At 65.2% G+C, this 21,312-nt stretch carries 19 protein-coding genes; 15 read left to right on the forward strand and 4 right to left on the reverse strand.

What is annotated here, in order from left to right; genetic code table 11:
* The first annotated feature begins 215 nt into the window (after positions 1-215).
* From AB0I32_RS09985 to tyrS, 12 genes are all read left to right on the forward strand, one after another.
* The gene (locus AB0I32_RS09985) at positions 216-1,403 is read left to right on the forward strand and encodes a damage-control phosphatase ARMT1 family protein (RefSeq protein ID WP_357505357.1); all 1,188 of its coding nucleotides are present in this window, start codon (positions 216-218) and stop codon (positions 1,401-1,403) included.
* Between the two features lie 262 nt (positions 1,404-1,665).
* Entirely contained in the window at positions 1,666-2,904 is a 1,239-nt protein-coding gene (locus AB0I32_RS09990; protein WP_357505359.1) for a competence protein CoiA family protein, read from the forward strand.
* A 181-nt stretch (positions 2,905-3,085) separates the two neighbouring features.
* Positions 3,086-3,280, forward strand: coding sequence for a hypothetical protein (locus tag AB0I32_RS09995; protein WP_116676516.1), 195 nt, complete (start codon positions 3,086-3,088; stop codon positions 3,278-3,280).
* Positions 3,261-3,788: a DUF6879 family protein gene (locus AB0I32_RS10000; RefSeq protein WP_357505361.1), complete on the forward strand. Its 528-nt coding sequence runs from the start codon at positions 3,261-3,263 to the stop codon at positions 3,786-3,788. Before AB0I32_RS09995 ends, AB0I32_RS10000 begins: the two co-directional genes overlap by 20 nt.
* Complete coding sequence (locus tag AB0I32_RS10005) at positions 3,785-4,618, forward strand: helix-turn-helix transcriptional regulator (protein WP_357505363.1); 834 nt, start codon at positions 3,785-3,787, stop codon at positions 4,616-4,618. The genes AB0I32_RS10000 and AB0I32_RS10005 overlap by 4 nt, the downstream gene beginning before the upstream one ends.
* 62 nt (positions 4,619-4,680) lie before the next feature.
* Positions 4,681-5,829: an HAD family hydrolase gene (locus AB0I32_RS10010; RefSeq protein ID WP_357505365.1), complete on the forward strand. Its 1,149-nt coding sequence runs from the start codon at positions 4,681-4,683 to the stop codon at positions 5,827-5,829.
* A 36-nt stretch (positions 5,830-5,865) separates the two neighbouring features.
* A complete protein-coding gene (locus AB0I32_RS10015; protein ID WP_357505367.1) occupies positions 5,866-6,099 on the forward strand; it encodes a hypothetical protein in 234 nt (77 codons plus the stop codon).
* Positions 6,099-6,611, forward strand: a complete 513-nt coding sequence (locus tag AB0I32_RS10020) for a hypothetical protein (RefSeq protein ID WP_357505369.1) — start codon at positions 6,099-6,101, stop codon at positions 6,609-6,611. The genes AB0I32_RS10015 and AB0I32_RS10020 overlap by 1 nt, the downstream gene beginning before the upstream one ends.
* A complete protein-coding gene (locus AB0I32_RS10025) occupies positions 6,583-7,260 on the forward strand; it encodes a GNAT family protein (RefSeq protein WP_357505371.1) in 678 nt (225 codons plus the stop codon). The genes AB0I32_RS10020 and AB0I32_RS10025 overlap by 29 nt, the downstream gene beginning before the upstream one ends.
* Positions 7,257-7,964, forward strand: a complete 708-nt coding sequence (locus AB0I32_RS10030) for a GNAT family protein (protein ID WP_357505373.1) — start codon at positions 7,257-7,259, stop codon at positions 7,962-7,964. Before AB0I32_RS10025 ends, AB0I32_RS10030 begins: the two co-directional genes overlap by 4 nt.
* Positions 7,961-9,211: a methyltransferase, FxLD system gene (gene fxlM, locus AB0I32_RS10035; protein ID WP_357505375.1), complete on the forward strand. Its 1,251-nt coding sequence runs from the start codon at positions 7,961-7,963 to the stop codon at positions 9,209-9,211. Before AB0I32_RS10030 ends, fxlM begins: the two co-directional genes overlap by 4 nt.
* 254 nt (positions 9,212-9,465) lie before the next feature.
* Positions 9,466-10,854: a tyrosine--tRNA ligase gene (gene tyrS, locus AB0I32_RS10040; RefSeq protein WP_357505377.1), complete on the forward strand. Its 1,389-nt coding sequence runs from the start codon at positions 9,466-9,468 to the stop codon at positions 10,852-10,854.
* A gap of 222 nt (positions 10,855-11,076) precedes the next feature.
* On the opposite strand, the gene cysS is transcribed toward tyrS, so the two are convergent.
* Positions 11,077-12,465 carry a cysteine--tRNA ligase gene (cysS, locus tag AB0I32_RS10045; RefSeq protein ID WP_357505379.1) on the reverse strand — a complete coding sequence of 463 codons (1,389 nt, stop codon included), beginning with the start codon at positions 12,463-12,465 and terminating at the stop codon, positions 11,077-11,079.
* Positions 12,466-12,682: 217 nt separating this feature from the next.
* Positions 12,683-13,174: a GNAT family N-acetyltransferase gene (locus tag AB0I32_RS10050; RefSeq protein WP_357505381.1), complete on the reverse strand. Its 492-nt coding sequence runs from the start codon at positions 13,172-13,174 to the stop codon at positions 12,683-12,685.
* Between the two features lie 414 nt (positions 13,175-13,588).
* Here AB0I32_RS10050 and AB0I32_RS10055 point away from each other — a divergent pair, with 414 nt between their 5' ends.
* On the forward strand, positions 13,589-14,521 hold the full coding sequence (locus AB0I32_RS10055) for a hypothetical protein (RefSeq protein ID WP_357505383.1): 933 nt from the start codon (positions 13,589-13,591) through the stop codon (positions 14,519-14,521).
* On the forward strand, positions 14,514-15,602 hold the full coding sequence (locus AB0I32_RS10060; RefSeq protein ID WP_357505385.1) for a ParB N-terminal domain-containing protein: 1,089 nt from the start codon (positions 14,514-14,516) through the stop codon (positions 15,600-15,602). The genes AB0I32_RS10055 and AB0I32_RS10060 overlap by 8 nt, the downstream gene beginning before the upstream one ends.
* 223 nt (positions 15,603-15,825) lie before the next feature.
* On the opposite strand, the gene AB0I32_RS10065 is transcribed toward AB0I32_RS10060, so the two are convergent.
* On the reverse strand, positions 15,826-18,927 hold the full coding sequence (locus AB0I32_RS10065) for a P-loop NTPase fold protein (RefSeq protein WP_357505387.1): 3,102 nt from the start codon (positions 18,925-18,927) through the stop codon (positions 15,826-15,828).
* A gap of 596 nt (positions 18,928-19,523) precedes the next feature.
* On the opposite strand from AB0I32_RS10065, the gene AB0I32_RS10070 reads away from it, so the two are divergent.
* On the forward strand, positions 19,524-19,733 hold the full coding sequence (locus tag AB0I32_RS10070; RefSeq protein WP_357505389.1) for a helix-turn-helix domain-containing protein: 210 nt from the start codon (positions 19,524-19,526) through the stop codon (positions 19,731-19,733).
* Positions 19,734-19,799: 66 nt separating this feature from the next.
* Here AB0I32_RS10070 and AB0I32_RS10075 read toward each other — a convergent pair whose 3' ends face one another.
* Complete coding sequence (locus AB0I32_RS10075; RefSeq protein ID WP_357505392.1) at positions 19,800-21,107, reverse strand: site-specific integrase; 1,308 nt, start codon at positions 21,105-21,107, stop codon at positions 19,800-19,802.
* Positions 21,108-21,312: the final 205 nt, after the last annotated feature.

Consider the following 21,312-nt stretch of genomic DNA (forward strand, 5'->3'; position numbering starts at 1 on the left):
CCCCGAGGGGATGGGCGGGCACAGCTACCGAACGAGCCGTGGACTGGATACCCGTGAAATCTGTGGCTGCGCCCCCTGGGCGCACGTCAAGGTGGCCACTCCCGTGGCGGTTTCAGTATTCGTTCGACGCTGGGCGGTTTCGTTCGACTCTTGTGTCCAGCGAGGATAGGAACGCCGTCGTTCAAGTTGGATGGCGATGAACGAGGAGCCAACGAGTGACCATCAACCACGACCAGAATCCCCTCCCGGCCGCGGCGCCGATCGTGTCAAACGTGCCCGGCTCCTTCGCCCGCGGCGTGCTGACGCGAAGGCACCCAGACCTGATCGCGACCGTTCGCCAGCTCGTGCCCTACCCAGCGGCGATCCAGGAGTCGCTCGATCAGCTGCTGGTGACGATCGGCGGCACCATTCCGCCGCTTCCGGCTGGCTCTCACGGCCTGGCGACGTGGCACGAATGGGCGGCCCCGTACCTGGGCCGCGCATGGGTCGATGTTCCGTTCCTGTGGGCCGAGTCCTACTTCTACCGTCTCCTGCTGGAGGCCACCGGCTACTTCGGCTCGGGACCGTGGGCCGGGATCGACCCGTTCGCACCGCAGAAGAACGCGGAGCTCAACACGCCCGATCTCGCCCGCGATCTGAGAGACCTTGACCGTCTCGTTGCGGCCCCAGACCAGGCCAGCCTGTCCACGGCTCTGGCTGCCTCCCTGTGGGGCAACCGTGCCGACCTCGGCTTCCGGATGTCCGACCCGGGCGCACAGGGCAAGGACCAGGTCGACGACCTCGTCGCCGACGACTCGGCAGAGCTGTGGCGCTTTCTGGACGCAGGCGCTCCGGGCAGGGTGCACCTGATCGCGGACAACGCCGGCCGGGAGTTGGTCGCCGATCTCGTCCTGATCGACCGTCTGCTGGCGACCGAACGCGCCGCGATCGTGGCGCTGCACCTCAAGCCTCACCCCTACTACGTCTCCGATGCCACGACCGCCGACCTGCTACAGGTACTACGGCACCTGGCAGCGGCAGGCGACACCGCCAGCGGAATCGCCGCCCGTCTCACGGCCGCAATCAGCGATGGGCGACTCCGGGTGCACGCCCACCCGTTCTGGTGCAGTCCGCTGACATTCCACGAATTGCCGGACGACCTTGCCACCGAGTTGGCCGAGGCGACCGTCGTGATCATCAAGGGCGACCTGAACTACCGCCGCCTGGTCGGCGACGCCCACTGGAGTCCCACCACCTCGTTCCAGTACCTGACGTCCTACTTCCCCGCCCCGCTGGCCGCGCTACGGACCCTCAAGTCCGACGTCGCCGTCGGCGTGGACCCGGATCGCCTGGCACACCTGGGGACCACCGCTCCTGGATGGCGCACCGACGGCACCCACGCCGTCATCCACGTGCGCCCCTGAGCCGCTCCCCCTTCCGCCTGGTTCGGACGTCCTGCGGACGACGCGCTCGTGCCGGGGCGTAAGTCGCCCGTGCGGCTGGAGTGGGTCTACATCGCCAGGATGATGTACGGGCTGTTTGACCTGATCCAACAGCGTCAATTTCCGCTGCACATGACCGTCGCTGCGGTCATCACCGGACCAGAGTTCACCACCGCCGGTTAATCGGCATGAACTATCACACGACGTCCTATCGCCCGGAGCAGCTGCCATGTACGGTCGCGGCGTGGAGCAGGGGCACGAGGCGGTTGCCGCCTTTCTCGACCGCGAGTCCCGACAGGTCTGGGCTCGTCATCGGATCACCGGTGAGCCGGTATTCATCGCTCCAGGCGCTGCAGCGGAAGTCCGCAAGACGGCCCGCGCAGAGTGGACCTGTCTCGTCCCGGAGTGTGAAGAGCTGATCTCGACGCGCGGCGGATCGAAGCGCGACCACTTCTTCCATGTCACGGCTGTCGAACACCCGGGCGGTCCGGAAGGAGTCAACCACCTCGCGTCCAAGGCCATGCTCGCTCAATGGGCGGCTCGGGAGGCGAGCGGTGGCGCCATCGTCGTCGAAGAACAGAGCATCAAGAACATCGAGCTCGAGCTCAACCGCCGTCCCGACGTGCTGGTGACCTGGCCAACGGGTCAACGACTCGCTCTGGAGGTCGAGTACAAACACTTCCCCGCCGAGCTCTGGGCTGCGAAGCAGACCGACCTTGACCGCGAAGGGGTCACAGTCACGTGGCTTGTGGGCCACACGCGCGTGCAGCGGGATCCGAAGTTTGCATCTGCGGTCCGCGTGCCGGCACTTGGGCGAACGCTCGCAGCGGCGGATCGGCATGTGCTTGTCATCAACCCAGTCACTCGCCAGATCGGCACGCTGGCTGGTGATCGGCGGTTTACAACGCGGCTCAAGTGGGATTCCACTGCGTGGTTGCGCGTCGACGAGCTCGATGCCTGCGTTCTGGACCCCCACGAAGGGCTGGTGACACCGACGATGCGGAGAATTGACGCCGCCATAAAGGGAGCCGCCCGTGCTGCCGCAGAAGAAGCTGCTGACGAACGCGCGATCGAGGAAGCACTGGAAGAAGAGGAACATCGGCGGCGTGCCGCTTGGCTCGCGTCGAGAGCACGCCGCTTGGTTCACCGGGTGTGGGGCAATTCCCCTCGCCCGCTGAGGGACTCGAGCGATGACGACTGGGCGATCGAAGCCATCCCGGTCCACTGGCACACCGTGCTGTACGAAGCTCTGATCTACAACAGGCTGGGGCGCGACTTTGCACTCGACGACTGCTGGACTGCGCTCCGAACCGCGTCGATCACCTGGACACACGATGGCGACTACGCCCTTAAGGCTCTGATGTCGTGCCTCGACACGTTCGTCGATGCGGGCCTCGTCATGTCAGTCGGACCCGACCGGTGGCGCGCCTGTGGCCGAATCGACCGGTGGAAGCAGGTCCCTGGCCGCATGCCTCGTGCCTGACGACGGGGAACGGCAGCACCTCGCGAGACTCCCGCGTAGCAAATCAAGCGGTCCCGCTGGGCTCGTGAGACTTCCGACCCAAAGCGCCGCTTTCCCGTTGTAGAAACTCGATCCCCTTGCCCAGCCGCCACACACACCGAAGAATCGAACGCGACAGCAGGCCAGCCAAGGGGGAACCGCCATGAAGGTGACAACGCTCGCGAGCACGTGCGATAAGAACGACTGCCCGACGATCTACGAGACCGACCGAGGCACGATCCTGGTCCAGGGTGAGACGCCGACCGATCATGGTCTGACGATCCCCGCGCACGAAACCCTGGTTGAGATTCCCTTGGACCTGATCCGGAAGGCATTCGGTGACCGGCTTGGCGCCTAAGACCCTGGGAGACCTGTTCGACCAGTTTCAGCGCGAAGCCTTCCGGCTGGAGACTCTCGACGACTACAGCCGATCCGGCAACATCGACGCCTACAAGTTGTTCCTCGACGGCCAGGACAAGCCTGCGGACTACAACCTTGACTGGCTCGACGAGGTACGGACCCACACTGACGCGGGACGGCGCATGTACCGCGTCCATGTTCTTCGCCGGCCGCTGACGCCCTACCTGCGCTTCGAGCTCGGCTGGGGCTATGCCACCAATGCCACGGCTGGTGAGGAGTTCTTCATCCTCGACGTGACCGAGCAGCCCACACCGCTACCTGACCAAGTCGGGGACTTCTGGCTCTTCGATTCGACCACGCCTGCCCGGTTCAACTACAGCGACGGCAAGTTCATCGGGGCCGACGTTCTGCCGGACGAACACGGCCCGGAGTACGTCGCCTACCGTGAGACAGCCTTGGCGCACGCAGTGCCGTTCGCAGACTGGTGGGTGATGTACGGCGAGTGAACCGTTCCGAGTTGGGCGCAGCGCTGCGGGCACTACGACAAGCCTCTGGGACAGAGGCCAAGACCGTGGCCCGTAGCTCTGTCATGTCCGCGAGCAAGCTGAGCAAGATCGAGACCGGCAAGCTCTCCCCCAGCGCGGACGACGTCGACCGGATCCTGACCTCCATCGGTGTTTCCAACGAGGTCAAGGCGGAGTACATGGAGGCCGCTCGTGCGGTGGCCACCGAGGCAACGGCTTGGCGCCTGATCCAGCGTGCTGGTCTACACAAAGCGCAGAAGCAGCTGCAGGCCGTCGAGGCCGATATGGATCTGCTGCGGGTGTTCCAGCCCGCGCTGGTGCCAGGTCTGCTGCAGACGCCGGAGTACATGCGGGCGATCCTGTCTCGGCACGACGACCTCACCGAAGAGACGGTGCGACGCACCATGAGCGCACGGCTTGAGCGCCAGGAGGTCCTCTACGACGAGGACAAGACGCTGCGCTTCGTCATCACCGAACCGGTCCTGCGGTGGTTGATCGTGCCGACGCCGGTCATGGCCGGGCAGCTGGACCGGCTGATCTCCTTGACTCGGCTACCAAATATCGACCTGCGGGTCATGCCGCTGGCTGGTGCTCAGCGGGACATCCCTAACCACGCCTTCGTCATCCGCGACGACCGCTCCGTGAGTGTCGAGACCGTGCATGCGAAGGTCGTGGTGACCGACCCCCGAGACGTCGCCCTCTACGTCGCAAAGTTCGATGGGTTTGCCGAGCACGCGGTGTCTGGCGAGGCCTTGAAGCCATTCCTCGAAGGCATTCGAGACGACCTTGTGCGGCAACGGGAAAGCGGCTAGTACCGAGCCGAAAACGGCCTCAGGATCTTTCTCAGAGCAAGCGCACCTGGGGAGGTCCGACAATGGAAAAGCCACCGGCAGGAACGGCAACGCATCTGATTGCGCTCGACATCGACGGCACGCTGATCGACCGGGACGGCAAGGCGCCGTCTGAGACGGTGCAAGCGCTGGAACTGGTGCGCGCCAGTGGACATCACGTCGTACTGGCGACCGGAAGGTCGCTTGTCGGGCTGCTCGCAGCCGCCCGCAGGCTGGGCCTGACCGAGGGCTGGGCCGTCTGTTCCAACGGAGCCTTGACGGTACGTCTAGACCGAGGGGCATCGTCGGGATACGAAGTGGTGGAGGCCCGCGCCTTCAGCGTGGGAACGGTGATACGCCAGGCGAATCGGCTGTCGCCCGGCATAAACGTCGCAGTTGAGGATGTTGGCTGGGGCTGGCGCGTGAACTGCGAGTTCGGACCTGGACTGCTCAACGGACCGCAGAAACTGACGCCGCTCGAAGAACTCCTGGCCGGACAGGCTTCGCGGGTTGCGCTCCACGCCAACCAGGTCGCCGACCACGCGGATGCGCTATGTCACCTCGGTGCCACCGTGACGCCAGCGGGCCACGACTGGCTCGATGTCACGGCGCCCGGAACAAGCAAGGCGACTGCGCTGGAACATATCCGGTGCCTACTCGGAGTTGCATCCGAGCGCACCGTTGCAGTCGGCGATGGAATGAACGACATCGCAATGCTGGGATGGGCGGCGCGTGGCGTCGCTATGGGACACGCACCCGACACCGTGCGTGAGGCGGCTGGCGAGACCACCGGGACCATCGCGGAGAACGGCGCAGTCCCGATCCTCCTATCGCTGGTCCCAGCCCCGGCGCGCCGGCCTGGCTTGTCACCGCTGGGGGCACAGCTCGCCGCGGCCGTCCACACCGCCGTCGAACGTGCGCCGGGCCCTCTCGTGGTCCGGGTCTGGCACGGTTCCAGTCCCGACCTCGCCGGGTGTGAGGTCCACACGCTCCGATCGGGCCGGTGGGTTCGGCAGGCACCGGTGCCTGCCGGCAAAGCCTCCACCATGCGCGACGTCGAGCGCGCTGCTCGCGAAGCTGGGCTCACCTACCCGCGTGGAGACGAGGGACGACGACGCGCTCACTGGCGCACAACCGCGGCCGGGTCTGAATCAGGACCGGCCGAGTTCGAGCTCCCACTGACCCATGCCTGACAAGCATCTCTCGATCAGAGGAGCCACACAGTCAGCGTGTTGCACACTGCCAACAGGCCGGGGATGATCGCTATGCACAAAGAAGTTCGTAAAGCAGTCGATGAGGCACGACGCGCCGGCTTCACCGTGCGCGAGCTGAGCGGCCACACTTGGGGCCATATCGAGTGCTCGTGCGGAGCACACGTCAAAGTTTTCTCCACCGGCCGCAACCCCGAGAATGGCGCGCGCTTGATCCGCAAGTTCGTCGAACAGCACAGGAAGCACGTGTGATGACCGAATTTGAGTTCTCTCTCGTTCTGGATTGCGATCCGGACGACGTCCAGACCGAGGCCATTGCGGGCAACGTGCCGTCCGTTACGGGCCTGGAGGGCGGCGGACCGGTCTCGCTGGCGCACGTCGCCGTCGATGCAGCCGACTTCGCGACAGCAGTCACCTCGACCGTGCAGCAGATCGAGGCGTTCGGCGTGTTCGTCGTGGGACTGCAGACCGACGACCTGATCTCGATCAAGGAGATCGCCACGCGCACGGGTCGCACCCGGGAGTCTGTGCGCCTGCTGGCGGCCGGGAAGCGTGGCCCAGGAGGGTTCCCATCCCCCGTCTCCCCTGAGCCATGGGCTCTGTACTCCTGGACCGAGGTTGGAGGTTGGTTCTCCGAACGGTTCCCAGAGCAGGACTTCGACCTGGACCGGCAGGCCACCGCAGCCGATCACTTCTTGCGTGGAAGGCACATCACACGCGCGGAGCCCAACGCGGATGCCTGGGCTCAACTCCTGTCCATCTGAACGCGACGAGGCCGAGCACGGATCAACCGACTTCCTGGAGCCCACCATCGAGACGATTGCCCCCGACCTCTGGCTGACTCACGACGACGTCGGCCTCGGCCCTCTCCGCGCCAACCTGGCCGAGACCTACTGGCGCTGGGAGAACTCCCTGCCCGTCATGGCCGGCTACGCCCGCCAGACCCCGGAGTCCCTCAGCGAGCGCACCGCTGGCCTGGAAGCCCAGCTCGAAGGCAGCGCCGACCAGACCCGCTTCACGATCTACCGCCACCACAACGACACCTGGACACCGGTCGGGATGACGTCCCTGCTCATCGACGACCGCTACCGCACCGGCGAGTTCTTCATCTACATCGGAGAGCCCGACCACCGCGGGCACGGCACCGGCACCATCGCAACCACGATGGTCCTGGACTGGGCCTTCCACGTCACCGCGCTGCGCTGCGTCTACCTCGAAGTCCTGGCCAACAACACCGCCGCCATCCACGCCTATGAGAAGGCTGGCTTCCGCACCGTCGGTACCCGACGACGCACCGGCTCCTGGCTCGGCCAACCCGCCGACGAAGTCATCATGGACGCCATCCCCGAGGAGTACGCCGGGCCACGGCTCGTCGAAGCCGCCGTCATCGGCATACCGCGGTCCCGTGTATGACGAGCCCTGCTCGGTCCGCTCTGAATGTAATCCTGCCGACGTTTGGACTGCGGGTCCGTTGGGATGACCTGGAACTGCGACTGCCCGACGATGCCGAGCTGCTCGCTCTTGCCAACCTCGCAGCCGACGGCGTGCACGACCTCGACGTCGTGCCGTACTCCTGGCCCTGGACCCGTGGCACCAGCGACGAGGTCAAGCGGAATGTGCTCGCACACCAATGGAGAAACCGAGGCCGGACCGCGGCCGATGACTGGGTGCTGTCGCTGGCTGTGTTCAGCAGCGGCGAGATCGTCGGAGAACAGCAGGTCTCCGCCAAGGACTACCCGGTCACTCGTTCCGGAGACACCGGATCCTGGCTCGGGCGTCGACATCATGGCCAGGGCATCGGCACCCGGATGCGACTCATGGTGCTGCACCTCGCCTTCGAAGGGCTCGACGCGGCAGAGATGGTCAGCGAGGCGCACGACGACAATCCCGCCTCGAACGCTGTGTCCCGCCGTCTCGGGTACACGGCAAATGGGACGCGGGCCACCGCCAGAGAAGGACGCTCGGTCATCGAGAACAGTTACCGCATGACCCGAGAGCAATGGGACGCCCGCCCGGACGATCTGCGTACCGAGATCACGCTCGAAGGTGTCTCGCCGATCCGGCAACTATTCGGGATCGATGGACCGAAGCAATCGACTCACAGGGGGAACGCATGACACAGGCCGATACGAGGACCGCCCGTCAGGCCGAAGCGGAGTCAAGCTCCGAAGCCTTACGCGAGCGGATGATTGCTGAGCTCATCGAGTCCGGGGTTCTCACGGACCCAGGGATCGAGGCCGCGTTCCGTGCCGTTCCACGCGAGGTGTTCGCGCCAGCCGGCACTCCAGCCGAGCTGCTGTACGCGATCCACGACGCCCTGCGGACGCGGTTCGCGGACGACGGCAGGGCCCTGTCCACGCTGTCCGCACCAGTGATGCACGCGGGCAACTTGGCCCAAGCCCAGGTCCGGTCAGGTCAGCGAGTGCTGGAGATCGGGTCCGGCGGCCCGAATGCCGCCATGCTTGCCCACCTCGCTGGACCGACCGGCACGGTAGTCAGCGTCGACATCGACGAAGGAGTGACCGCCCGCACCCGCGCAGGCCTCGAACAAGTCGGCCTGGCCGACCGCGTCGAGGTGGTCACGGCCGATGCCGCCGAGCATCTTGGTCGCGGTGTGTTCGACCGGATCATGGTCACCGCCTCTCCCTGGTCCCTGCCCCCGACCTGGGTCGAGCAGCTCGCACCCGACGGGGTCCTGGTCGTCCCGCTCCAGATCGCTCCAGGGCTGCAACGCATCATCGGGTTCCGCAAGCAGGACGGGCGACTGATCTCAGAGTCGACCGTGCCAGGCGGCTTTGTCCCGCTGCAGGGCATGGGGTTGTTCGACCCGCCGTCGATCCTGCTGACAGGCCCATCTGGCAAGCCGGTCACGTTCAAGTTCACCGACGAGATCCCCAAGTCGTTCGGGGTATCGGACCGTGTCCTGGCCTCCGACCCAGTCGAGGCATGGTCCGGCGTGATCTACAAGAACCGCACCATCTGGCTCGACCTGCTCACCTACATCCTGGTCCAGCCAGGCGCCTGCGCGATGGAAACCGAGGACCCCGCAGACCGCGGCTCGGACATGTCGTTCTACCCGGCCCTCGTCGACGGGGCATCGTTCGCAGCCTTGCACCGCCGCCCCGCCACAGAGACCACGCTCGAGGTCGGCGCGATCGGGAAAGGTCCCGACGCGGCCCACCTCACCCGGCGACTCGCGGACATGATCGCCCACTACGGAGCCCACCACCGCGGCGCCGAACCGCACTTCCAGTGGTGGCCAGTCGGTACCAAGCCAGACGACGATGTCTCATCGTCAGTAGCGGTCCTGCCACGCTCACACGGCACGCTCACGATCAGGTGGCCCGTGGCAGGGCCCCAGTGACGCGCCGAGCATCCGCGGGCGGGTGACCATCACTCGTGCAGTCTCAGCTCGCGGTGCTGCGCGGATACTCCTCGAAGACGGCCCACGGTGGCGCCGCGAGGTCCAACGACCTGACCGACTACCTCACGTTTCGCATCGACCCTTGCCACGGCGGCAAGGCTCCCCATGATCGATCTCAAACCTCGGCCGGGCCGCCTCGCCGATAGCCTCTACCAGCACGAACTCACCATCGACCTCAGGAGCAGCAGACGACCATGACCCGCCTCGCCCAGTCCGTCCAGACCGCCACCACGCTGCTGCGCGGAGCGGACCTGGCCGACTATCAGGCGGTCACCGACCTGCTCACCGAGACCACGGCCCGCCGCACGATGGACCTGTCGGACCTCTCGCCGACCGAGCAGGCCGAGTTGATCGCGGTCCGCACCCAGCAGCTCCAGCCGTCCACGGCCGCGCTTGCCGAGCGCGTCGCCAAGGCCGCTGCCGAGGACCGGAAGTTCATCGCGAAGTTCGGCATCGACCCGACCGGCTCCGAGGTCCATCTCGGTCACGCCGTGCCGATGATGCTGCTGTCCCGCTTCCAGCGGATGGGGCACCAGGTCGTCTTCATCGTCGGCGACGTCACCGCGAAGATCGGTGACCCCTCGGGGCGATCCGGCGAGCGTCCCGCGCTGACCGACGAGGACATCGCCCGCAACCTGACGACCTACAAGGATCAGGTCACCCCGTTCTTCGACTTCTCTCACGCCCAGTTCCGCTACAACGGCGACTGGCTGCGCGACGTGAGGCTTCCACAGATCATCGAGATCCTCGCGAAGATCCCGGTCTCGATGCCGCTGCAGCGCGAGGACTTCCGCAAGCGGCTCGAGGCTGGCCAGGGGCTGTCGATGGCCGAGCTGATCTACTCCGTCGTCATGGCCTTGGACTCGGTCGAGATCAACAGTGACGTGGAGATCGGCGGGATCGACCAGTTCCTCAACATGCAGATGGGCCGCAAGGTCATGGAGATCAGCGGCCAGACTCCCGAGATCGTCGCGGCGACCTCGCTCATCGAGGGCACCGACGGCACAGGGGCGAAGATGTCCAAGTCGCTGGGCAATTACGTGCCTGTCGCGGCCCCGGCCGGCGAGATCTTCGGCAAGCTCATGTCGGTGCCGGACCGGCTTGTCGAGCCGTACTTCCGCGCACTGTCGGAGTGGACCGATACCGAGCTCGCCGTCGTCACCGAGCGGCTCGAGGCCGGCACCCTGCACCCGATGGACCTAAAGAAGATCCTTGCGGGCGAGGTCACCGCTGCGATCCACGGCGTGGACGCCGCGATGAAGGCCCGCGAGGAGTTCGCCGCCCGGTTCTCGAAGCGCACCTTCAGCGACGTCTCCGACCTCCCGGTCGTGGCTGACCTTGACCTCCCGGTCATCGAGGCCGTGAAGAGCCTCGGTTTCGCGAAGTCGAACGGCGATGTCCGTCGCGTCGCAGAGCAGAACGGTCTGCGGATCGTCGTCGAGACCGATGGTGGGCAAGAGCAGACGACACTGACCCTGGACGATGCCCTCGGGAGTCTGGCGACGGTGCTCGCGGGGATCGACACGGCGGCTGGCGAGGTCTTCCTCAAGGTCGGACGCAAGCTGGCCAAGATCGCCGGCTGATTCCATGGTTGGCGGTGCCGAGGGGAAGTTTCGGGCCGTCATCTTCGATTTTTTCGGAACTCTGGTCGCAGCGCCGACCGCCGCCGACCGTTCCTCGGCGGCAGCCGTTCTCGCGGCTGCCGCCGAGCGACCTGGCGCACAATCCGCAAGAACGAACACGCGCGAGGTTCTCCGCCTGGCTCGGCAAAGACCTGGATTGGGCACGACATCGAGCCGGTGGAGTTAGCCTCCGGAGACGACGGTGTCGGCCAGCCACCAGCGGGTGCCGCCGGCGGTGTCTTCGATGACGATTCCCTTTTCCGTCAGTGCGTCGCGGATCTGGTCGGCACCAGCGAAGTCACGTGCCTTTCGGAGCTCTGTGCGACGCGCGAGCGCGGCCTCGATCTCGGAGTCGTCGACGGTGCGTGTCGCCAGGTCGAAGGTGTCGAACACGTCGTTCACCCGTTGAAGAAGCCGCTCGGCAGACGGTCCCGGCCGATGGGAACTGCGGTTCTGCTCACGGACGTACTCGAAGAGCGCAGCCAGGGCCGCCGATGTGTCGAGGTCATCGTCAAGACGTTCGATCATGGTCGCCCAGGTGGCCTCCGCGGCGTCGATCGCGGCGGTCGGTTCCTCGATGGAACGGTCGATCTGACGGGCCAGGTTCTCCACCCTGCGGCGCGCACCGCGTGCCTGCTCCAGAACGGTCGCCGAGAGCTCCATCGAAGAGCGATAGTGCTGGGACAGGAACGCGTACCGCAGCGTCCGGTAGTCACCCATCGCAAGTGCGTCATGGACGGTGAGGAAGTTGCCCGAGCTCTTGGACATCTTCGCGCCGTCGACCCGCAGCAGACCTGTGTGTACCCAGTGGCGTACGAGCGGTTCCTTGCCCGAGGCCGCTTCCATCTGAGCGATCTCCGCCTCGTGGTGCGGAAAGATCAGGTCGACCGCGCCGCCGTGCAGATCGTACTGAGGACCGAACAGGGCTTCGGTGATGGCGGTGTCCTCGATATGCCAGCCGGGACGCCCTGGGCCAAGCGGCGTGTCCCAGAAGGGCTCGCCAGGCTTGCGCGCCTTCCAAAGTGCGAAGTCTCCACGGTTGCGCTTGGCGTCGTTCTCGTCGATCCGAGCGACGGAGTCTTCCTCAGTGACCTCGGTCCGTCGGGACAGCTTTCCGTAGCCGGAGAATGTCGACAGGTCGAAGTACCACCCATCGTCCAGTTGGTAGGCATGACCGCGCTCAATGAGCGCATGGACCTGAGCGACGATCTCATCGATGTGATCGAGGGCGCGAGCGTAGACGTCCACGCTCGTGTTCCCGAGCGCAGCCATGTCCTGCCGGTAAGCGTCCTCGAACTCAGCCGCAAGGTCACGCGGATCGCGGCCCGACTCGGCGGCTCGTCGGATGATCTTGTCGTCGATATCGGTGATGTTCTGCGCATACGTCACTTCAAAGCCGCGCGCCCGAAGGTAGCGGGCAAGGAAGTCGAACTGGGTATATGTCTTCGCATGCCCAACATGCGCCAGGTCGTACACCGTGGGTCCACAGACGAACATCCGCACGACACCCGGCGTCATCGGCTCAAGCGGCTCGACGCGCCTTGTCAGAGTGTTGTACAGAGCGATCGCCATGCGTTGTCTCCAAATCTTGTGGGTTCGTTACGGCGAGCGTTCGAGCCGCTCGACGTCACACGTCGAAGGCGCGCACCCCTCGCTGCTGGCAGCCTTCCAGAACCGCGGCCTGTGGTCTTCATGGAATGGTGAACTGGGGCGTCCGTGCACACCGGTGGCACTGGAAGCGCTCTACAGGTCGTGCGCGCCCGAGAACACGTCGTAGGCCCAGCGAGGTCTATCGGACCATGCGAATCAAAACGAAGTTGAGGTCATCGGCGAACCGGGCGCCGTCCGGCGCGAAGCCGTGCTTCTCGTAGAACCTTCGCGCACGTGGGTTAGCGTCGGCGACCCAAAGTTCGGCGGGCACCGTGGGTGGTAGGACGGTCTCAAGCAATAGCGCGCCGACCCCGGTCCCTTGACGCTCGCCGAGCACGTAGAGCGCCCATAGCTCCTCGGATCGGACTGGTGACGGGACGCTCTTCTTCCTCCGCGTGGGGCCAGCCTTGGCGAAGCCCACCACCTGTTCGCCGACGACAGCGACCGCGAGATTCCCCGGACCGTCGGACAGCCGCGCGTGCCACCGCTGCGCGCGTCGCTCGACCGTGTCGCTCTCCCAGTGCTCGGCCGGGAGCAACTCGGAGTACGTCTGCACCCAGGAGGTGTGGTGCACGACGGCGATCGCCTCGGCGTCGTCGAGGACCGCGGGTCGCACCAGGGGCTCGCTCATCGGCTCACGATGGCACCCGATTGCCCGTGCCCGCGAGGCTTTTCGGGAGCATCCGCCGACGAATTGGTGTGCGGCCCCTGACCAGCACGTACGTCTTGCACACCCGCAGGTGTGCGGCCGGGTGTGCGCTCCACGGTGTGCGGAAAGCGTGCGGCCGATCGGCACAGTCGCTTTCATGAACCAGAAGCCGCGCGCTCCCCTGACGATCCCGCTCTGCCCTGCGACCCGGGCACTCCGCACGGCCCACGGTCACCGGCCTCCGCAACCAATTTGCACGAGTTGGGGGACATCAACGACGCGTGCACCAACCTGCGCAAACGTCATCTCCCCCGGTCGTCGGAGCCGCAGAATTCGCGCTCGGGTGGACGTCACGGGGTACCTCGACAGGTACAGGCGTATGTCACGGTGCACGACATGAACGCCACCGATCTCACGAAGCCGACGGTCCCACCAGATCGACCAGCTGGGCCACGGGAATTCGCTTCGCCGGAAGGCCTACGTCAGCTCCTGCTTCGGCTGCGTGATGCAGGTCCGGACGCCTGGGCCACCGACCCGGAGGCCGAGGCTCTGCTCGTCCACTGCGCCCGCCGGTTCGGTGCGCTGGCCCGTCGCTACCGACAGACCTCGCATGACGCAGCCGTGGCCGCATTCGAGGTGCTGCGCGCCCCCGCGACAGTGCGTGCCATCGACCCGTGGGCGGTGGTGACCAGAGCGGTGGAGCTGACCGTACAGGCGAACGAACGCGCAGACGCTCTGCTGTGCTCCACCGGCAAGGCTCGGCGCCTGATGTCCGGCGGGCACCATGACGTGGTCCGGTTCGGCGAACGTGACGACGGCGACCGCTCATGGACGGACTACCTCGACACGGTCACTGCTGTTGGACGTCGATCGCCCGATGACTCATCTACCCGCACGAGGTCGGTGAACGGTGTTGCTCCCGGGGAGGTTCCGGTGGCCGTGGCGAACATCGTCGAGTTGCTCGTCGCGCTCGGCTGGCCCCGCTCCGTCGCCACCAACGGCCTGGACTACATCTGCTCCCGTCTGGCCGAGGCCGGCAACCCTGCCACCGCGTTCGAGTACCTACGTCGCGACCTGACGCCGCTGACCCTGCTCGACATTCCGCACCGCTCGTGGACGGCCCTGTGCCGCGTCGTCCTGGGACCAGACGACGGTCTCGGGCACGTCACCGGTCTCCTTCGCCGTGTCCTCTCCGGTGAACCGATCTCGGCTCTGCTGACGAATCAGCGGCTCGTGAGCCAAATCGTCCGTTCAGCGCCTCCAGGACAAGGGGCCGCGGTCCCTGCAGCAGGTCAACCGATCACGACGAGGAAGGTGCGTAATGCCTGACGAAACCAGCACCCCGGCAGGGGCTCTCACTGTGGCTGTCGACTCGATCGTCGTCGGTGCCCGGCACCGCAAAGACGCCGGCGATCTGGATGCGTTGGCCGCGTCGATCGACCAGCTCGGGCTGCTGCAGCCCGTGACCGTCACGCCAGACCGCGTGCTGGTGTGCGGGTGGCGGCGTCTGGAAGCCGTCAAGCGCCTCGGCTGGAAGTCGATCAAGGTCTGGGTGCGTTCCGGGATCTCCGACCCGGTCACAGCTCTGCTGGCCGAACGCGACGAGAACACTCAACGCAAGGACTACACCCCGTTGGAGAGGGAAGCCCTCTACCGCGAGATCAAGGAGCTGCTCCGCGAAGACGCCGCACGCCGTCAAGCCGAGACCCGGTTCGGAGGTGCGCGGCGCAACGAGAACAAGAAGACCAGCAAGATCGACGCCGCTGGTGGAGTCCACCGGACCTCACCAGTAGGAGCCGACAGCCCGATGGAGTTCGCGCAGGAGCACTCTGGGCAGGGCAAGGTCCGGGAGCAGGCGGCGTTGATCGTCGCCGGCCGCAAGTCACAGAACACTCTCGAACGCCTCAGCATGCTCGTCGACCTCGCCCGCGACATGACCCTGCCCGGAAATTTCCGCAGCCTTGCCGCTGAGGCTCTGGCTCGGATCCAGCACGGGCAACCGGTCTACCCCGAGTACGAGGCCGTCCGCGCCGCCCTCGCCGCCACCGATCCCGACCAACAGACCATCGAACCCGTGACCGCCGCCGACGTACAGGAACTCTTGGCTACGGTCAGAGAGCACGAAAATCCTGCTCACCCCGACATCAACAGCAAGGACAAGGCCAAGGGGCAGGCGAACGCCCACCGGGTCGACAGTCGGAGCACAGCCCCGGCCACACTGCGCCAGTGGGCCTCGATCTGGCTGGGCCTCAAGGGCTGGACCACTCACTTCGACCCAACGGTCATCGCCGCAAACGCCTCCGAGGCAGACTGGTCCACTTTCCGCAAGGTGCTCGCGGAGACGAACGACTTCGCCCAGCGCGCGCACGCTGTACGCAACGCCACCGAACAGCCGCACCCCGGTGGTTGAGCCCAGACCCTATTGGACGCCACCAGCTATCTGCTGGACCTCCTCGCTTGATCACGGCATTACACGCCGCGGAAGCCCCGGCAGTGGCGCAACCGGCGAGTCCCAAACGTTGCGAGACGCGCTGGCCGAGCCCCTTGCTGGTTAGTTATCACAGCTCTGCACCAGAACTGGTCAGGTATCGCGGCTCGGGGCGCTCTCACCGGCGATCACGCGAGGCGTTCGTTTACCCCGTAGCCACCGGCCTGCTTCTCAGGAGGGTTGTATGGAAGCTGAACCTTGAGACCTCTCGGGTCCACGCCTGATATGGCCCGACGTTCACCGGCGCCCCTCTAAGCACACCTGCGCGCACCACGAGACTGATGTCTTCCCACCGCTCGCAGGACTGGCAGCAGTCGTGGGACCTGTCTTCGTGCTCAGCATCCGCATGCATCCCGGACAACACAGCAAGCACCTGCTTTAGTTCGGCATCGGCCGAGGCAACGTCCAGGTGACGAAAGAACTCGGCCGCCTGGTCCGGCGCGCCGACCAGCAGTGCCATCAGAAGCGATGCCTCCTTGTACGGGCCGTCGGCCTCAGCAAAGTTGAGGCGATCTTCACGTTGCCGACCTAACCGGAGTAACTGATACAGGTTGAGCAGCCGCTTAACTGCCCGTGGCGTCGGAAGAGCGTGCGTGAGCGCCGCGAGGTAGTGAACTTCGTGAGCGCCCAAATCGAGAGTCCGCGACTGCTTCGCAAGCTCTGCGAGCGTCTGCTCCGCGGGGGCGCCGATCTCCTCGGCGGCTGCAGAAGCCAGATCAACGGTTGCCGCCGTCCCGCCCAAGACGTCATCCACTGCAGGCACCTCAGACGGCTCACTCTTAGCCAGCACTCCAGAATCGACCCCGTCGTCGTCCCACGGATCTTTGTCACGGATCTCCTCCGTGATGATCTTTTGTGCCATCGCCACTTCCAGCAGGAAGGCGCGACCTGCGGAAGCCTGCATGCGAGGGATTGTGAAAGGGATCTGGAAGATCTTGTCAAGGTAGTCCAACGGGTTGCCGACACGGCTATTCAGGTGAGTAAGAACCTCCCCATCTGGAAAGGTGACTCCTGTGTGGTGCTCAAGCGACTTGCGTAACCATCTGGGGTCAACACTGACGACCACGATAAACAGACTTGTGGACTGCAACAGCGCGACAGCTTCGAGGACGTCGACAACACGCGCGGGCGGGCATCGATCTAGATCATCCACGTGCAAAATAACCCGATCCACGTGTAAGTCTGGTTCCTTGTCGGGCAGGTGTTCCGCGAGCTCTTCTTCAGTGAGCCTCTCCGCGTGTTTCCGAGCCGCCTCGACAGCATCCGCTAGCGCCTCGATCTCATCCTGGACGACGCCGATAACGCCCCGGTGTTGGCCGAGCGATGTCTCAGCCTGGGCCAGCACACTCCCGAGGCGGGCCAAAGCATCCTCAGCACGAGCGTCCTCATACGCAGCTTGGCTGGCTTTCAGTTCTTGCACGACAGTAGACCGTACGAACGCAAGGACGGGGGTAGCCGCTCCGCTTGCACTCTTTACGCCTGCGAGCACTCGACGACGCGCCACAATGATGGCCGTCCACAGCACCGACGCAAAAACTCCCGCCGAACTCGTGGCGATAGCGGTCCACCACGTGGACGCACGGTCCAAGACAGTAGCCATTACATCCGGTGCGGCGATTTGTGCGACTACAACCGCCAATGCCAATGCAATGCCCACAGCAGCGGGTAAGACAACAGTCGCACGCCCCTGCACAACAGCCCACGGAAGGTACACCAGTGCCCATGCATTCGCGAGAATATCCGAGACCGCTGTTCTTGTGGTTCTTCCTTCAGCAGAGCCACCGAGGGCTCCCGACAGATTCACTCGATCGCGCAGAACCTTGAGGCGTGCGCTCCGTCGCTTCGCCTGCACACGACGGTTTTCGATCGCTTGAGGGTCTCCGACACTAATGCCGTCTTGCGGCTCACGCAGTCGTTCGCGGGAGCCCTCAGCAGGCCGTTGCAATGCACGAAATACCTGAGTCATCATGCCGACGAGAACTGACTGCTCCCCGTGATAGTGCCAGGCGTTGAACGTAACAACCCGAGCCTTACGAACGAAATGCGCTCTATCCGCGATCCCCAAGAGGCCGACTTGCCCTGCAAGCTGCGCCATAAAGCTGGATTTTCCGCTGCCCCAGTCCGCAAGCAAGGCTATAGCGAGTGGCGGCTCAGTCGACCTTGCGGCAACCACCCTCGCCAAAGCGTCGACGTGAGGGGCAAATCCAATTTGATCTTTCGGCGAAGCAGCATCGCTCACCGTCGAAGCATGAAAAGACTGCGCATCCATAGACCCGTCGACGCGGGGCCCGCTCTCCAGACTATGCGCCTGCCCGTCGAACCCAAAGTATCTCACCGCTCCAAGTTCGATCACGATCCGCGACGCGAATTTAGCAAAGCTGCCACTTCCTCGAAAGAGTGGTCTCGTCCCAATCAACAGGCGGATGTCGACAGCCGTAGTTGGGGCCGTAACGAGGGGGATCAATACCTGGCTGACGAGAGCCCCAGGATCGGGTGACTCATCCAGGTTGTCCACAACCAGGAGACACGCTCGGGCACTGTCACGCAGCGAGAAGAACACCACGGATTCGAGCTCTGCCGCTCTATTGATTGGGACGTCTGATACTGCCCGACCAATCAGCCGAGCAACTTCCAGCGGCGACTTGCCGCCCGCATCGACCATAACGGAGATCGGTCCGCGCCCAACCGATCTCGGGTCATCGTCTGGCGGCTGGACGGCCAGCTCGTCCGTAGCGGCAATCACACGATGAAGAAGAGAAGTCTTGCCTACACCGGCGCCGCCAGTGAGAATTAATACTGGAGGCTCACCTGATTGCGCGAGCCATCGATCAATTCGCGCGAAGGCTCCTTCGGAATCGTAGAGTTCACCGGAGTCGAGGACGTTTGCGTCGGGTATCGCCACGCGCTGCTGCGACGCAGGCAACTCCTTGAACCAAGGGTGCCATTGTGGTGCGAGTTGCGCGCGGGGCCGTAGGTGGTCTCCATCGTCAATGAGTCGCTTCATGCGCGATCGGTACTTAAGCCACTCGCCGACTTCCCCACCAGCCACCGTGGCCAGACCTTGCAGCACGGCCCTATTCACAATTTTCTTAGGGCTTCCCGCCTCACTGACATCTTGCTCGTCGAGCCCTATTTCGGCACTAATCTCGGCAGGGCTCTTTCCTGAACTATCCCGTAGTTTTAGTACCCATGCGGCGAGTTCGATAGATGGCCTAGAGAGTTCTTCACGCTCGGCGTGCTCGGTCACACGGGCATCCCCTTCGAGCCCTCATCGGTGCACTGGTCATGAGCGTTCAGGATGGCACAGGATCACCGCCAGTGGATTGCTTCCGCAGACTTAACACTGGGTGAATTGGAGAATCCGCTGCCGTCCTGGCCGGACCAAGACGTGCCTGCTACGCCGACACCAGGGCCGGCGGCTATCCCGAAGACCCCGGGCACGTCGAGATCCTGAGCATGCTCGCCGACGTCAACACATTCTTCGTGTTCTACCCCCGAGGCCGAGGAGGTGGAATGGTCGATCTCGGTCCACACTCGCCCGGGACGTTCCGGCTAGGAGATCAGGAATCACGACGCCGCCACGGGCGTGCAGGCAACGACCACCGAGGCCGGACCACGCCACGATCACCAGACATGTCCTGGAGTGGATCAGGCACCGCTAACCGCTTCGGAAACAGGCATAGAGTGCGACTCAAGTGAGTTTCGCTGGGTCCGGTGTGACCGCGATCTCGCGTGCCTCGGCATCCAACATCGTTCGATCCGTCCGAGCCGTGGACCGTGGGCGCTTTCCTGGCATCTCCTACACACCTCTCTTCTAGAGCCGGGGCCTTGAGAGGAGCCACTATGTTTCGCGATAGCGTCGCCACTTCCACCTGCCGCCTGGTACCACTAGCTGAGGCCGCCGCCCACTTCCACGTGTCGGTCAAGACGCTGCGTCGCCGCATCGCCGATGGCACCATCACCGGATACCGCGTCGGCCGTCTCATCCGGGTAGACCTCAACGAACTGACCCAACGCCTCGTGGTCACGATCCCCTCAGCGCACTCCGCGTGAGCGCTCGCTGGCCAACCAGCGTCGAAAGGCTGGAACCGCAGCGATGCAGGCCCAGCCTTTCATGCGTTACGCCGTCCCGTGCTCCGGCGTCTTCGCACGCTCCTTCTCCCGCCGGATTTCCTGCCCCGCCGTCACACTCATCCGCGCGGCGAGCTCGATATCCCGCGCCATCGTCGCCTTCTGGTACCGAAGCACCACCGTCACGTCGGAGTGCCCACCACGACGCATGAGCTCGGCCAGGGTCGCCCCCTCCTGCGCGATCCGGGTCAGCCCCGTGTGCCTCAGGTCGTGGAACCGGTAGCCGTCCGGAAGTCCCGCCACCGCGCTCCGAGCAGCCGCCCAGATGCCATTCCACCGCGACGCCGACAGGTACTGGTTACCCCGCGCTCCACCCGGAACAATCGGCGCCGTCCGACCCCGCCCCACGTTCTGGTCGAGGTGTTCGCGCAGCCGCTCGATCATGAGCGGCGGGACCGACATCGACCGGAGGCCGCTGTCCGACTTCGGGTCAGTGAGCTTGCCCGTGCTCCCGTTCTTCTGCCGCCGCACGTACAAGATCGCGGCGGTCCGGTCGCCGTTCCAGACGATGTCGTGCCGCTGCAGCCCCAGCACCTCCCCGCGCCGCAGCTGGCACCACGCCGCGAACAGCACGGCGATCCGCCAGGGCTGCGGCACGGCCTCGTAGAGCGCGTCGACCTGAGTCGGCGTAGCCACGTCGTCCTCGGGCGTATGCGCGTCGTCGTGCCGCACGGACTTCCGGGTCGGTGTCGGCACGTCCGGCATCTTCGCGAGCAGCCCGTCGCGCACCGCCGCCCGGAGGATCATCTTCAGTACGTCGACGGCGTCGCCCGCGATGCCGTTGTGCTTGGCGTCCTCCTTGAGCACCGAGGGCATGGCGACGAGCTTGATCACGAGGGCACGTACCCGCCCGGTGTCGATCTCGCGGACCTTCAGGTCCCCGAGCGGCGTCAGGAGGTAGTTGCGCACCCGCCCTCGGTACGCAATCACCGTCCCTGGCCGGCGCAGCTTGCCACCTTTGCCGGGCTCGGTCGCGATGCGTTCCAGCCACCGCTCGGCGTACTCGCGGAACGTCACGTCCCGTGCGGCTGCAGCCTCGGCGGCCACCCGACGCCGTCGGACAGCCTCGCCCGGCGGGAGCCACTCCCCTCGACTGATCGCCGCGTGCACCCCGTTGAGCCACTCGCGAGCGTCGCCCTTGGTGAGGAACGTCAGCGGCTTGTCGTCCTTGGTCCGCGCCGAGTAGACCTTGTCGTCCGGACCCACATAACGTGCCTGCCAGCGCTTCGAGGGCAGCTTGCGCAGCCTGCCCCATGCCTCTCGCTTTTGCGGCCGTACCTCGGTCTTTGTGCCCATCGTCGGTTCCTTCCTGGTCGTGTCGGCGTGCCTCCTGCGTGCCTCTCGGGGAGGCAATTCGGGGCTCCTCACGTCCATAGGTGTCCACGACACCCCAGGACACAAAGAGGCCCGGATCCGCGGAATTCCGCGGATCCGGGGCGCGGTACAAGCCCACCCCCCCAGGGGGGGCCAGCAAAACACAAAAAGTTGTGAAAATTGCGAT

The organism is Promicromonospora sp. NPDC050249 (assembly GCF_040656015.1).
Lineage (GTDB): Bacteria > Actinomycetota > Actinomycetes > Actinomycetales > Cellulomonadaceae > Promicromonospora.

Excerpts from the sequence above, each read along its gene's own strand:
- AB0I32_RS10010 (WP_357505365.1), top strand. The coding sequence starts at position 4,681 with ATGGAAAAGCCACCGGCAGGAACGGCAACGCATCTGATTGCGCTCGAC.
- AB0I32_RS10070 (WP_357505389.1), top strand. The coding sequence starts at position 19,524 with ATGTTTCGCGATAGCGTCGCCACTTCCACCTGCCGCCTGGTACCACTA.
- AB0I32_RS10020 (WP_357505369.1), top strand. The coding sequence starts at position 6,099 with ATGACCGAATTTGAGTTCTCTCTCGTTCTGGATTGCGATCCGGACGAC.
- AB0I32_RS10025 (WP_357505371.1), top strand. The coding sequence starts at position 6,583 with ATGCCTGGGCTCAACTCCTGTCCATCTGAACGCGACGAGGCCGAGCAC.
- AB0I32_RS10060 (WP_357505385.1), top strand. The coding sequence starts at position 14,514 with ATGCCTGACGAAACCAGCACCCCGGCAGGGGCTCTCACTGTGGCTGTC.
- AB0I32_RS10055 (WP_357505383.1), top strand. The coding sequence starts at position 13,589 with ATGAACGCCACCGATCTCACGAAGCCGACGGTCCCACCAGATCGACCA.
- AB0I32_RS09995 (WP_116676516.1), top strand. The coding sequence starts at position 3,086 with ATGAAGGTGACAACGCTCGCGAGCACGTGCGATAAGAACGACTGCCCG.
- fxlM (WP_357505375.1), top strand. The coding sequence starts at position 7,961 with ATGACACAGGCCGATACGAGGACCGCCCGTCAGGCCGAAGCGGAGTCA.
- AB0I32_RS10030 (WP_357505373.1), top strand. The coding sequence starts at position 7,257 with ATGACGAGCCCTGCTCGGTCCGCTCTGAATGTAATCCTGCCGACGTTT.
- tyrS (WP_357505377.1), top strand. The coding sequence starts at position 9,466 with ATGACCCGCCTCGCCCAGTCCGTCCAGACCGCCACCACGCTGCTGCGC.
- cysS (WP_357505379.1), bottom strand. The coding sequence starts at position 12,465 with ATGGCGATCGCTCTGTACAACACTCTGACAAGGCGCGTCGAGCCGCTT.
- AB0I32_RS10050 (WP_357505381.1), bottom strand. The coding sequence starts at position 13,174 with ATGAGCGAGCCCCTGGTGCGACCCGCGGTCCTCGACGACGCCGAGGCG.
- AB0I32_RS10075 (WP_357505392.1), bottom strand. The coding sequence starts at position 21,107 with ATGGGCACAAAGACCGAGGTACGGCCGCAAAAGCGAGAGGCATGGGGC.